This is a genomic window from Vibrio sp. J2-4, from assembly GCF_021728155.1.
GTDB lineage: Bacteria > Pseudomonadota > Gammaproteobacteria > Enterobacterales > Vibrionaceae > Vibrio > Vibrio diabolicus.
Genome location: NZ_JAKKCN010000001.1, coordinates 534546 through 547951, shown reverse-complemented (window position 1 = coordinate 547951; position 13406 = coordinate 534546). Strand labels below are relative to the sequence as shown.

At 46.1% G+C, this 13406-nt stretch carries 9 protein-coding genes; 7 read left to right on the top strand and 2 right to left on the bottom strand.

The window, feature by feature from the left end; translation table 11 throughout:
• Window positions 1-107: 107 nt before the first annotated feature.
• Window positions 108-1886, bottom strand: coding sequence for an aspartate--tRNA ligase (gene aspS, locus L3V32_RS02470; protein WP_012841982.1), 1779 nt, complete (start codon window positions 1884-1886; stop codon window positions 108-110).
• Between the two features lie 306 nt (window positions 1887-2192).
• On the opposite strand from aspS, the gene L3V32_RS02465 reads away from it, so the two are divergent.
• The 7 genes from L3V32_RS02465 to L3V32_RS02435 all read left to right on the top strand — a co-directional run bounded on the left by L3V32_RS02465 (window position 2193) and on the right by L3V32_RS02435 (window position 8799).
• The gene (locus L3V32_RS02465; RefSeq protein ID WP_237283747.1) at window positions 2193-3026 is read left to right on the top strand and encodes a DUF72 domain-containing protein; all 834 of its coding nucleotides are present in this window, start codon (window positions 2193-2195) and stop codon (window positions 3024-3026) included.
• Between the two features lie 93 nt (window positions 3027-3119).
• Window positions 3120-3857, top strand: coding sequence for a carboxy-S-adenosyl-L-methionine synthase CmoA (gene cmoA, locus L3V32_RS02460; protein WP_012841984.1), 738 nt, complete (start codon window positions 3120-3122; stop codon window positions 3855-3857).
• An 85-nt stretch (window positions 3858-3942) separates the two neighbouring features.
• The gene (cmoB, locus tag L3V32_RS02455; RefSeq protein ID WP_237283746.1) at window positions 3943-4914 is read left to right on the top strand and encodes a tRNA 5-methoxyuridine(34)/uridine 5-oxyacetic acid(34) synthase CmoB; all 972 of its coding nucleotides are present in this window, start codon (window positions 3943-3945) and stop codon (window positions 4912-4914) included.
• 276 nt (window positions 4915-5190) lie between these two features.
• Window positions 5191-5937 carry an ATP-dependent zinc protease gene (locus tag L3V32_RS02450; protein ID WP_012841986.1) on the top strand — a complete coding sequence of 249 codons (747 nt, stop codon included), beginning with the start codon at window positions 5191-5193 and terminating at the stop codon, window positions 5935-5937.
• 11 nt (window positions 5938-5948) lie between these two features.
• On the top strand, window positions 5949-7454 hold the full coding sequence (locus tag L3V32_RS02445) for an inactive transglutaminase family protein (protein ID WP_005390741.1): 1506 nt from the start codon (window positions 5949-5951) through the stop codon (window positions 7452-7454).
• A gap of 3 nt (window positions 7455-7457) precedes the next feature.
• On the top strand, window positions 7458-8426 hold the full coding sequence (locus L3V32_RS02440; RefSeq protein WP_005390739.1) for an alpha-L-glutamate ligase-like protein: 969 nt from the start codon (window positions 7458-7460) through the stop codon (window positions 8424-8426).
• 220 nt (window positions 8427-8646) lie between these two features.
• On the top strand, window positions 8647-8799 hold the full coding sequence (locus L3V32_RS02435) for a hypothetical protein (RefSeq protein ID WP_005390736.1): 153 nt from the start codon (window positions 8647-8649) through the stop codon (window positions 8797-8799).
• 142 nt (window positions 8800-8941) lie between these two features.
• Here the strand turns inward: L3V32_RS02435 and mukB are convergent, their stop codons facing one another.
• Window positions 8942-13405, bottom strand: coding sequence for a chromosome partition protein MukB (gene mukB / locus L3V32_RS02430; protein ID WP_237283939.1), 4464 nt, complete (start codon window positions 13403-13405; stop codon window positions 8942-8944).
• Between the last annotated feature and the right edge of the window lies 1 nt (window position 13406).

Sequence of the window (13406 nt, the reverse complement as noted above, 5' to 3'; positions counted from 1 at the left end):
AAACATGAGCTAAAAAGCGTTGCTTGGGAAATTGCTTTGGAAGTTTCTTAGGTTTATTTAAACAAAAACTCCCGCAGTTGCGGGAGTTTTCTTCAAATGTTGTGCGCTTATTCTGCGTCTTTTTCTTTCGCTGCAGTCACTGCGATTGCTAGCTCTTCTAGCGCAGCTGGGTTAGCAATGCTTGGTGCGTCTGTTAGTAGACACGCCGCTGCTGTTGTTTTCGGGAATGCAATAACATCACGGATGTTCTCGGTACCACATAGCAGCATCACTAGACGGTCAAGACCGAATGCAAGACCAGCGTGTGGAGGCGTACCGAATTTCAGTGCATCAAGCAGGAAGCCAAACTTAAGCTGTTGCTCTTCAGGTGTGATGCCTAGAATATCAAATACGGCTTCTTGCATATCTGCGTTGTGGATACGAACAGAACCGCCGCCAACTTCGTAGCCATTTAGAACCATATCATAAGCGTTAGAGTTTGCCGCAGCTGGGTTCGCTTTTAGCTCTTCCGCAGTCACACCTAGAGGTGACGTGAATGGGTGGTGCATCGCGTGTAGGTTGCCTTCGTCATCTTCTTCGAACATTGGGAAGTCAACAACCCATAGTGGAGCCCATGCAGATTCGTCAGTTAGTTCTAGATCTTTACCTAGTTTCAAACGTAGCGCGCCCATTGCTTCTGCAACGATACCCGCTTTATCAGCGCCAAATAGGATGATATCACCAGATTCCGCTTGAGTGCGATCTAGGATGCCGTTGATCACGTCTTCGTTTAGGAATTTAGCTACTGGAGATTGGATACCTTCCATGCCTGCAGCACGGTCGTTAACCTTCATCCAAGCTAGACCTTTCGCACCGTAGATACCAACGAATTCACCGTAGCCATCAATTTGCTTACGAGTCAAAGATGCACCACCTGGAACACGAATAACGGCAACGCGGCCTTTCTCATCGTTTGCTGGGCCAGAGAATACTTTGAACTCAACGTCTTTCACTAGGTCAGCAACGTCTACTAGCTCTAGTGGGTTACGTAGGTCTGGCTTGTCAGAACCGAAACGGCGAATCGCTTCGCTGAATGGCATTACTGGGAACTGACCTAGGTCTACGTTTAGTAGCTCTTGCCACATATCGCGAACCATGTTTTCAGTCACTTCACGTACTTGGTCAGCCGTCATGAATGACGTTTCGATATCGATTTGAGTGAATTCTGGTTGACGGTCAGCGCGTAAGTCTTCATCACGGAAACACTTAACGATTTGGTAGTAACGGTCAAAACCAGACATCATTAGAAGCTGTTTGAATAGCTGTGGAGACTGAGGAAGCGCGTAGAAGCTGCCTTTGTGAACACGGCTAGGAACTAGGTAGTCACGCGCACCTTCTGGTGTCGCTTTCGTTAGTACTGGAGTTTCAATGTCTAGGAAGCCGTTGTCATCTAGGAAACGACGAACAAAGCTAGATGCTTTAGCACGTAGCTTGATGCGGTCACTCATTTCTGGACGACGAAGGTCTAAGTAACGGTACTTCAGACGTTGCTCTTCAGAGTTCTTTTGGTTGAAGTCTAGAGGCAAAACGTCACTGCGGTTGATGATTTCAAGACCTGTCGCAAGGATCTCAACTTCACCTGTTGCCATGTCTTTGTTTGCTTGGCTTTCTGGACGAACGCGTACTTCACCCGTTAGTTTGATACAGAATTCATTACGAAGTGTGTTAGCCACTTCATACGCATCCGCCATATCTGGATCAACAACTACCTGAACGATACCTTCGCGATCTCGCATATCAATAAAAATAAGACCGCCTAAATCACGACGACGGTTAACCCAGCCGCAAAGTTCTACAGTTTGTCCTGCAAGGGACTTGTTCAGGTGACCACAGTAATGGGTACGCATAATGAAATTCCCAATCTCTCAAATGTTGTTAACTACGCTCTGTCAGCCTCATTGCCAAGCAGAGTAAAGATTCAGTTATACGCTGAATGTCCACGAAAATCGACTACTCAACATACAATTAAGTGTGTTTTATCATTCACTGGTGCTTTTTAGTACAACAAATGTTCAAAAGCGCACCAAAGCGAAAAAATTGGTGGGGATTATAGCGTGAAATTACCTATTTCAGCAAAACTCTCGTAAAGTATTCACACGAGTAGCAAGCAGTAAAGAATAATGGATAACTTACCTCTTCGACTTGGATTGACAATGTGGTCGCATAATCAATGGCAGCAAAGCTTTTACGGCAGCGGGACAAAGCCCGCTGAACGTTTAGAAAAGTATGCACAGGTGTTCCATACCGTAGAAGGCAACACGACATTTTATGCCACGCCGACGCTCAACACGGTGCAAAACTGGAGAGCAGCAACCCACGATGATTTTCGCTTTACTTTCAAACTTCCTAAAGCCATCACTCATGAGCAAATGCTAAGAGGTTGCAGCGAACAACTGAGAGACTTCATGAAAGTTATGGAGCCGTTGCATGACCGTGTGGGGCAATGGACAATTCAATTGCCAGCCGCATTTGGCCCTGAGCACCTTGATCGACTGAAAAAGTTCTGTGCGAGCTTTCCACCTAACTTCCCTCTTGGTGTTGAGGTTCGTCATATGGCATTTTTCTCCAAAGGTGAAGAAGAGCGAGCGCTTAACCAATGGTTAGTAGAAAATAACATTGACCGCATTATTATGGATAGCCGCCCTGTCTTTGCCGCTAAGCCAGACAATGAAGCGATCATTGATGCGCAAATGAAAAAACCAAGAGTACCAGTCCACGCCATTGCTACCGCTTTACATCCTTTGGTTCGCTTTATTGGTCATCCAGAAGAACAGCAAAATTACGAGTTTTTTACACCATGGCTCAGCAAGTTGCCGCAATGGATTGCAGAAGGTAAACAGCCGTATGTCATGATCCATACTGCGGACAATATAATTGCGCCGGAGTTGGCAGCCAATCTGTATAAAGATATACAAAAGCGTATAACACTTCCTGACTTGGCATCTTTCCCGGCTAACGATGGCAACTCGCAGTTGCAGATGTTCTAACGCAACACATGACAGAGGCGTGAAATTCCCATAAAATACGCGCCTTTTTTGGTGCCTGACGTTTTCAGGCGGCTTGTATGCAGAGACTTGGTTATGAACCCTAAGAGCAATCCAGATACTATTTTTTCGGCTCCAATCGATAAAATTGGGGATTTCACGTTCGATGAACGCGTAGCGGAAGTATTTCCTGACATGATTCAACGATCGGTGCCGGGTTACAGCAACATTATTTCTGCAATTGGTATGCTGGCAGAGCGTTTTGTAAAACCTCACTCAAACATCTACGACCTAGGTTGCTCTTTGGGTGCTGCAACATTGTCTATGCGTCGCCATATCAAACAAGAAGGTTGCCAAATCATCGCAGTGGACAACTCTCCTGCGATGGTTGAGCGTTGTAAACTTCACGTCAACGCGTACCGAAGCGATACTCCTGTAGATGTGGTTGAAGCGGATATTCGTAATATCGATATTGAAAACGCATCAGTTGTCGTACTGAACTTTACTCTGCAATTTCTTTCTCCAGACGATCGTTACGCCCTGCTTGAACGAATCTATGCAGGTCTACGTCCTGGCGGAATTTTGATTTTGTCGGAGAAATTCGTCTTCGAAGATGAAGTGTCAAACGAGCTATTAATTGACCTTCACCACGACTTTAAACGTGCAAATGGTTATAGCGAACTAGAAATCAGCCAAAAGCGCAGCGCGATAGAAAACGTAATGCGCCCAGATTCAAAGAAAGAGCATAAAGAGCGTTTCGCTAAAATTGGCTTTTCTAGCTACGATGTTTGGTTCCAATGCTTTAACTTTGGCTCTATGTTCGCAATTAAATAAACCTTGCATACAAAGGCCCTGAATCACGCCACTTTAGGCTGTTATTTAATAATTTTAATACCATCAACTCAGCGATTAACTAACTATGTTTAACTTTGCAAACTTCTACCAATTGATTGCCCAAGACACACGTCTTCAACCTTGGCTCAATGTGCTACCACAACAGCTAACGGATTGGCAAAATGCAGAGCACGGTGACTTTGGTCGCTGGTTGAAAGCACTGAACAAGATCCCAGAAGGCTCACCGGATCAAATTGACATCAAGAATTCAGTGACCATCAGCAACGACACTCCTTTCCATGAAGGTGAGCTGAAGAAATTAGAGAACTTACTTCGCACATTCCACCCATGGCGCAAAGGGCCATACCACGTACACGGCATTCATATTGATACTGAGTGGCGCAGTGACTGGAAATGGGACCGTGTGCTTCCGCATATTTCTCCATTAAAGAACCGCAGCGTACTCGATGTTGGTTGTGGTAACGGCTACCACATGTGGCGCATGCTGGGTGAAGGTGCACGCTTAACCGTCGGTATCGATCCATCTCACCTGTTCCTAATTCAGTTCGAAGCAATTCGTAAACTAATGGGCGATGACCAACGTGCGCACCTACTGCCGTTGGGTATTGAACAACTACCTAAGTTAGAAGCGTTCGACACGGTATTCAGCATGGGCGTACTTTACCACCGTCGCTCTCCACTGGATCACTTGGTGCAGCTAAAAGATCAATTAATGTCTGGTGGTGAACTAGTATTGGAAACACTCGTGATTGAAGGTGATGAGAATGCAGTGTTGGTTCCAACTTCTCGTTACGCACAAATGCGTAATGTCTATTTCTTCCCTTCAGCAAAAGCGCTGAAAGTGTGGTTAGAGTCGGTAGGATTTGAAGATGTGCGCATCGTTGATGAAAACGTCACTTCAGTTGATGAACAACGTACCACAGATTGGATGACGCATAACTCTCTACCAGACTATCTAGATCCGAACAACCCAAGCAAGACTGTAGAAGGTTACCCTGCCCCTCGCCGCGCGGTTCTTGTCGCTCGCAAACCATAATTCGCTGAGATTCCTGACATTGTCTTAACTCATTTTACGAGTTAAGACATTACCCTCTTTCCTCGTACTGAGCGTGTTTGTTTTTCGAGTCCATTTGTTACATCAAAACATAAGCACGCTCTAAATAAGGATGCGCTTTTATGTCCTTGATTTTTAGCTTTTCATCACTATTCCTCAAACAATAAGTAATAGAGAAACATTCTTACTTGTGAGGCTTTATCGATATGAGCTAAACTCCTAAAAAATAAACAACTTAATCCAATCCCAAGGTTTTCAATGTTATTACGATTGACCCCGATTGTTGCCATCGCCTTACTATCTGGATGCTCACTAACCAAAGGCGAACAGTACCACCAAGAAACGTTAGCGGCTATTCAAACTTCAGAAGCGAATGTCAATAATCGCATTACTAACTTAGAGCTTCAGCTCAGCAACCAATCGGACTATATCGACAGCCTTGAAGAACAAGTCGATAAACTACAGGTTGAACTTCTGACATTTCGTGATGAAGCAATGGCAGAAGTGAAAAAGCCAAAAGAGCCGATTATTGTCCAATCTCCTGCTCCTGTGGAACCAACACCAACTCATGATATTGTCCTTGGCTCAATTGAAAAGGTCACTATCGACTCCATTAAGCAGACTTTTGATGCACGTGTCGACACCGGTGCCGCAACCTCATCTTTAAATGCAGTTGATATTGAAGAGTTCGAAAGAAACGGCAAAAACTGGGTTCGATTCCACCTGGCAGATACCAGTAAATCTGAAGAAGAAAAAAATACTTGGATCGAAGCGCCAGTCATTCGTTACGTAAAAATTCGCCAAGTTACCAGTGAAGAACTAGAACGTCGCGCTGTAGTCGAACTTTGGGTGCGCGTTGGAAAAATTCATGAAAAAGCGCAATTTACGTTGGCAGATCGCTCGCATATGAACCATCCTATTTTACTGGGTAGAGAATTTATGCGCGACATCGCACTTGTCGATGTAAGTCGTACCTATATCCAAACGGACGAAGATAAAAAATAATAAGGTAGATTATGACGTCAAAAATACCGTTTTACCTTTCAATCATCTTATTGGTGATTGCGGGCATTGCTTTGAGTGTTTTCAGACATGAAAACTACGGCGTGCCTTGGACACCAGGCGAAACTCGTCAGGTATGGGATGTAGAGGCACGTATTGAGTTCAATGCTAACGGCAATGAAGTCAAAGCTTCACTCGCAGCACCTCATACACAAAGTGGTTATACGCTTATCGGTGAATCCGCTTCCTCTTCTGGTTATGGCGTTTCCTACATTAATTCTGATTCTGGACGTCGTGCCGAGTGGTCAATTCGTCAGGCCAAAGGTCCTCAAACCATTTACTACAAAGCGCAGTTCTTAGTGGACCCTCAGGCTAAAGTTACGCCTCTACCACCAACTGAAGACATTACGCCACCAACGCTATCAGCTCCACAAGCCGCGGCGGCAAATGCCCTTGTAGAGCGTGCGATGAGTCGCTCTGCCGACAATGTGACCTTTACTCGTGAGCTCATCAAAGCGCTTAATGACCCAGACAGTCAAAACTCATCGCTACTACTGAATGACTTCAGCCGTACTGATGCATTGCACAATATTCTGCTAACGGCTGGCATCCAAAGCAAAACAGTTGGTGTGATTGAATTAGAAGATGGCCGTCGACGCCAAACCATTCAACCAATGGTTCAGGTTTGGTCAGGTAAAGATTGGGTGCTGTTCTCACCGAATTCCGAGCAGAAAGCTGTGAAACCAAACTTATTAGTTTGGGATGAGTCGAATGTATCCCTGCTTGATCTTGTTGGTGGTAAAAATAGCCAAGTTCATTTCTCAATGATCAAACAAGAAATGACTCCACAGCAAGCGACGAACAACAAGATAGAAGCTGATGGGCTGCTGAATATTTCAATTCATAGCTTGCCTCTTGAAGAACAAGCGATGTTTAAGACTATCATGCTAATCCCTATCGGTGCCCTTATCGTGGTGTTCTTGCGTGTGATTATCGGTCTAAAAACATCCGGTACTTTCATGCCAGTACTGATTGCTGTTGCGTTTGTTCAAACCCAGCTATTAACGGGTATTGTCGGTTTCTTACTGATCGTTGGCACAGGCTTGATTATTCGAAGTTACTTATCGAGGTTGAACTTACTGCTTGTAGCACGGATATCAGCGGTCATTATTACCGTTATTATGATCATTTCGGTGTTCACAGTAGTCGCATTTAAGATGGGCTTAACGGAAGGCTTAACAATTACGTTCTTCCCGATGATCATCTTGTCTTGGACAATTGAACGTATGTCTATCCTATGGGAAGAAGAAGGCGCGAAAGAAGTCGCTCTGCAAGGTGGGGGCTCACTGCTCACCGCAGTATTGGTTTACTTAGCGATGACGAACTCATACATTCAGCACCTAACCTTTAATTTCATTGGTCTACAGTTGATTGTTCTGGCCGGTATTCTATTGCTAGGTACTTACACAGGTTACCGTCTAACTGAGTTACGTCGTTTCAAACCACTAGCGGAGGACTAAACGATGTTCGAAAGTTTTACTTCGCCAGCTAAGCTTCGCCATAAAGGCATCATGGGAATGAACAAACGTAACCACAGTTATATCGGCCGTTACAATGATCGTTCTAAATACCCATTAGTTGATGACAAGCTCAAGACTAAAATCATTGCGCAGGCAGCAGGGGCGACAGTCCCTGCCCTAATCGGCGTTATTCATAACCAAGCAGAAGTAAAGACCATCCATAAGATGGTGCAAGATTGGCCTGGTTTTGTTATCAAGCCCGCTCAAGGTAGTGGTGGTAAGGGTATTTTAGTTATTACCTCGCATAAAGATGGGGTCTATACTAAACCTTCCGGCTCTACAATTGGTAAGGACGAAGTTGAACGTCATATCAGTAATGCGCTTGCTGGCCTTTTCTCTCTTGGTGGTAAAAACGACGTCGCAGTCGTTGAGAACCTGATTAAGTTTGATGATTGTTTTGATGGCTTCAGTTATGAAGGCGTGCCTGATGTTCGAATCATCGTATTTAAAGGCTACCCTGTTATGGCAATGATGCGCTGTTCTACGGCGGCGTCGGACGGTAAAGCAAACCTCCACCAAGGCGCTGTGGGCGTGGGCATTGATATCGCCACAGGTAAAGCAATCCGAGCGGTGCAATTCGACCATCCAGTCACCCACCATCCGGATACAGGCAAAGACCTTTCTACCCTCCAAGTCCCGCACTGGGAGCGCTTGCTTGAGCTTGCGTCTAGTGCGTGGGAGATGACAGGGTTGGGATACATGGGCACTGATATGGTGTTAGATAAAGAAGAAGGGCCTATGGTTTTAGAGCTCAACGCTCGTCCTGGCTTAGCAATCCAAATCGCTAATGGTGCAGGCTTGCTTCCTCGTTTGAAACACATAGAGAGCCTCGGCACACCTGCCGAGTATCCAAAGCCGATTGAACGTGTCGCCTACGCAGCGGAGCAGTTTGGGGTAAAACCACAGTTCTAATCGCCAATAACAATATCATTCGCCAGTAATTGTTCGGATTGCTGGCGTTTTTTGTTTCCGTTTCCAAAACCGTCTACCTACTCGTCTTATTAAACAAACCTATCTCACCTATAACTTGAATCAATGATCGAGCTAACAGAATCAACATAGATCGTTTCTTTTCTCCTTTAACTTTTGAGTATGATGAGGTCTCCCCTTACTCAACTTGAGAGGTTGAGAAATGCTAACAAAAGAAACAGATAACGATGAACCAGAGCTTGAAGAACAAGAGAGCTTAGACCAGCATTTACAACGCTTGTCTGAGCTTTCTGTCCAAGCACTTGAAGAGCTTGCTGAAATGATCGATATCAGAGACGATATTTCAGAGGAATAAAACTTAGCCTCCCCGCTAAGTTCTATTAATAAGCCGAGACTGTCGTCCTACAGTCTCGGCTTATTTTATACGCTTTGAAGCCTCCCTCTAACAAATACAAAAACGCCCGCAATAAATGCGGGCGTTTTGCTAGATTCGAAGTTTACGATTCAAACTCTTCAATCATCTCTTGCGCTTCGGTCTTAGGCTTATCCGTTTGACCAAAACCACGTAGACCAACTACGTGTACATGCTCATGGTCTTTAAACACCTTACGCACCAACTTGTAGGTAGTACCTTTCTCTGGGCTGATGTTTTCTGGTGCCGCGATAAGAAGCTGCATATCTAGACGGTCACACAATTCGAACAATGTCGCGATCGATTTCGCATCCAGACGCGCTGCTTCATCCAAGAAGAGCAAACGACAAGGCACAATGTCTTTGCTGCGCAGACGACGAGACTCTTCTTCCCAGCTTTGCACGACCATCAATAGAATTGACTGACCGGTACCGATCGCTTCACCTGTTGATAGCGCGCCAGACTCAGCCTGTAGCCAACCATCTGTACCACGGTTCACTTCTACACTTAGCTCTAGGTAGTTACGGTAATCCAGTAGCTCTTCACCCAAAACCTGAGGAGAACGTTGACCCATATCGATATGTGGGTTCACACGTTGGAACAGTTTCGCCATTGCTTCAGAGAAGGTAAAGCGAGTCGATTCGAACAGATCTTTATGCTGCTCTTGTTGTGTCGCTAGACCGTTCAGTAGCACTTCGTGACTTTCGCGAATTTTCACGTTTAGACGTACGCCCTTGACCTGACCGAACGAGATGTTCGACAAGCCTTGGTTCAGCATACGAATACGGTTTTGCTCACGCTGAATCGTCTTCTTGATGATGCTCGCTACCGACTCAGAGCTGATCGCTAGGCGGTTTTCACGTTGCGTTAGCTCTTCCGTTAGACGCGCCAGTTCCACTTCCATCTCTTCGATTGCTTCAACTGGGTCATCAGTACGGATGATATCCTGACGAATACGCTCACGAAGGTGTTGGTATACCGCAATGTAGAACAGAACTTTACGCTCTGGGCGAGCGTTGTCTTCAGACAAACGGAGTGCATCACGCAAGTCATCATTGTTTGCAACAGCAAGACGCAGCGCACCCAATGATTTATCCGACATGGAACGCAATTCATCTGCCGACATATACGCCAGTTCACGTTTGTGTAGACGACGCTCAACATCGTTTTCACGCGCTAAGCGAAGTACTGAACACCAACCCGCTTTCGCTGCAACGACAAATTTGCGCAGCTCTGCGTATTCTTTCTGCACTTTCTTCAGACGTTTCGCTAAGCCTTTCATCTCAAGCTCGGTCGACGTTATCGTGCGCTCGTATTCACTCTTACGACTACGTGAAGTATGTAAGCGTTCGTGCAGCTCGTCACGACGGCGCATTGCACGCTCTTCCGCACCTTCGTCGGCATTTACGCCATACTCTTGCAGCTCTTGTTTGAACTCTTGTACGGTTTCTTGCTTAGTTTGATGCGAACTCTTCAAAGACGCCAATACTTGGTTGTATTGGTTCATTTGTCCTTGTGCTTGCTTCAACTCTTCACGAGAACGAGTACGAGTCTGTTCAGCTTGAACCAGTTTAGCTTTTAGCTGCTCACTCAGTTCGCTGCTCTTGTTCAGTAGGTCTACTGAATCTGAGTAAGCGAAGTAGTGACGACGTTCAACCAGGTCCGAGAGTGCAAAGATTTGCTTCTTAAGATCTTGTAACTGTTCATCTGCCGCTTTGTATTCTGCTTCTAGTGCATCAAATTGCTCTGGGTCAGCATCAAGCGCAGACGCAATATTCTCTAGTTGCGCGACGGCTTTTGCATGATTATTTAAGAAGTTTTTCGCCTCTGCAAGCTGAGCGATTTTCTCTTCTAGCTCATCAAAACGCGCTTGCAATGATTCATCTTCAACAAGCACCATGTGTGATGCTAGCTTGTCCAGAGAAGACAGTGCTTGCTTACTAGTTTGAAGCTGAGAGCGTTGCTGCTGCTCTTTTGCATCCAGATCCGCCAGCACGCGAGCAATTTGGTTACGCTTATCACGAATGGTTGCCAGTGCTTGTTCTGGATCAGCGTCAAAAGCCACTTGAATGTGGTTAGACACAAATTGGTTAAATGCTTGGTACAAACGCTGCATTTTCTGAGAGTCAAACGCCGCTTTTGCGTGCTTCTCTACCACTTCTTCTCGTTCGTTACGCAGCAACTCTAGACGCTGCTCACGTGCTGCACGACCAAACAATGGGATCTCAGGCAAGCGAGAGTAACGCATTTGGCGATCGTTCATGCGAACACAAACCGCGCCCTCTAACTCTTCTGCATCGAACGAGCTGTCATCAAAGGCATCGATGTCACCTTCAATGATGTACAAGTCTTCTGGACAGTCGTCTAGCTCTACCAGTTTCTCTTCGATACCTGACAGGTCAGAAACAACGATAGCGTGACGAGCCGGACCGTACATCGCACTGAAGTAAGGCGCGTCATCAATCGTGATGTCATCGTAGATCTCAGACAGTAATACACCGCCTAAAGTATCAGCCAAACCTTTCAGGCGAGGGTCGTTTGAACCACCAGGAGAAGCAAGACGTTCAATCTCAGCGTCTAGCTGGCTACGGCGCTCAGCAAGCTTATCTTTAGCTAAGGACAGCGCCCTTTCTTGCTCAAGAACGACCTGCATGTGGTTCATTACCGCATGACGATCTTCAAGGTCTGTCCCGCTCTGCTCACGTAATTTCTCTAGTGCATCGTTCGCCGCAATCCAAGCTGGCGCTATCGCTTCAAGCTTACTGATTTCTGCCGTCGCGTTTTGCTCTAGACGGCGCTGTTCACCACGCTGATCACGAACTTCTTCTTGAGCTATCTCTAGTGATTCGATTTGCATCGCATGACGTTCACGTTCTTGTTCAAACGTAACTTCATCGGTTAGCTCGACGTGATATTGCTTTTTGTATTCAGCAACCAGTTCACGCGCTTGACGTTGCTGGTTAAGGCTGCGTTCGAGATCACGGTGTTGTGCTCGCCATTGCTGTTCGTTTTGTGCAATTTGCTGTGATTCTCGAGCTTTAGCGATTGCCGATTTTGCGTGCTCAGAGGCTTCTTTGCGCTCAACAGGGCCAACGATGCTCTGTACAAGCTTCAATGCAGTATCAAACTGCTCTGCCGCAGCTGATGACATATCGAGCTTATGTTTCACAGACAACAACGTATTGGTATTTTCTGACTCTTTGTTTTTAAGCTCCGCCACTAACGCTTGTGCGGATTCTGCCGTTAGGCTGTCATCGCCAAGTAGCTGCTTCGCTTTCTCCAGCGCTTGAACGGCTTGTTGGTATTGAAGCGCGCGAGTTTGCTGAACGTCAAGAGCTTGCTGGTAATCAGCAAGTTGCGTCTTAAGGCTGTCCACCTCTTCTTCTGCAACGGTCGCTTGCTCTTCAGCCATCATCACGCGTTCTTGCGCTTCTTCCACTACCATCATTTGTTCTTCAAGACGCTCGCTCAGCTCTTCAAGATCTTCTTGGTAGCGTTCTATCTTCTCTTGCTGACGCAGCGCGTTTTGCACCAGTTGCAAATGATCCGACGCCGCTTGGTAGTCTTGCTCTAAAGAAGATTCTGATTCGATCAGCAGTTCCAGCTCTTCTTGAACGCGGTTAAGCAGATTGTTTTGCTCAATCAAGGTCTCGCGAGAACCAAATAACTCTGAACGCAAAGACAGTGTTTGTTCTAGTTTTTTACGACGCTCGTTGGCATGGCGCATATAGTCCGCTGCCACATAATTGGTCGACTCTGTAATCAAGTGTTTGAACAAGTCACGGTCTGCTTGCGTAGTTTTGATCGCTTCTAGCGTCATGCGGTTTTCACGCAGCGCCGATTCCATATCTTGGAATGCTTTCTTCACGCCGCCGTTTTGTGGCAGAAGGTAGTCACGTAGCGAGCGCGTAATCGCACTTGAAATACCACCGTAAAGCGATGCTTCGATCAGACGGTAGAATTTAGAGCGGTCACCAGAGTTGCGCAGTTTCTTCGGAATTACACCGAATTCAAACATTTGTGCGTGGTAATCCACGATAGAAGAGAACGCTTTGAATTGAACACCTTCAAATTCCGCGATCGATTCTTTTACTTCGTTGATTTGACGTACACGAGCTTGAGTCGCAGATACGCTTTCAACCAAGATATCCGTTGGTTTCACATGGCTAGGAAGACCTTGGATAACAAACGGTTTGATGTCTACTTTCTTATCACGACCCGCAACTTGCTGCAGTTTTACTGCAAACAATAGGCGTTGGTTACGTGAGTTCACCACGTCTAGCGCCGCATAACATGCGCCCGGCTGTAGCTTACCGTACAAACCTTTGTCGCGAGACGATTGGCTGCTGCCTGCTTCTGTCGTGTTACGGAAGTGCAGTAGCGTTTGGTCAGGAATCAATGCGGTGATGAACGCCGCCATTGTGGTTGATTTACCTGCACCGTTACCACCTGATAGCGTGGTGACCAGACCATCGATGTCAAACGTACGGGCAAAGAAGCCGTTCCAGTTGACCATGGTCAGCGATTGGTATTTACCGCGTTCAATCATG

What these genes read in the sequence shown, in the direction of transcription:
- aspS (WP_012841982.1), bottom strand. Translation starts at nt 1,886, where the DNA reads ATGCGTACCCATTACTGTGGTCACCTGAACAAGTCCCTTGCAGGACAA.
- L3V32_RS02465 (WP_237283747.1), top strand. Translation starts at nt 2,193, where the DNA reads ATGTGGTCGCATAATCAATGGCAGCAAAGCTTTTACGGCAGCGGGACA.
- cmoA (WP_012841984.1), top strand. Translation starts at nt 3,120, where the DNA reads ATGAACCCTAAGAGCAATCCAGATACTATTTTTTCGGCTCCAATCGAT.
- cmoB (WP_237283746.1), top strand. Translation starts at nt 3,943, where the DNA reads ATGTTTAACTTTGCAAACTTCTACCAATTGATTGCCCAAGACACACGT.
- L3V32_RS02450 (WP_012841986.1), top strand. Translation starts at nt 5,191, where the DNA reads ATGTTATTACGATTGACCCCGATTGTTGCCATCGCCTTACTATCTGGA.
- L3V32_RS02445 (WP_005390741.1), top strand. Translation starts at nt 5,949, where the DNA reads ATGACGTCAAAAATACCGTTTTACCTTTCAATCATCTTATTGGTGATT.
- L3V32_RS02440 (WP_005390739.1), top strand. Translation starts at nt 7,458, where the DNA reads ATGTTCGAAAGTTTTACTTCGCCAGCTAAGCTTCGCCATAAAGGCATC.
- L3V32_RS02435 (WP_005390736.1), top strand. Translation starts at nt 8,647, where the DNA reads ATGCTAACAAAAGAAACAGATAACGATGAACCAGAGCTTGAAGAACAA.
- mukB (WP_237283939.1), bottom strand. Translation starts at nt 13,405, where the DNA reads ATGATTGAACGCGGTAAATACCAATCGCTGACCATGGTCAACTGGAAC.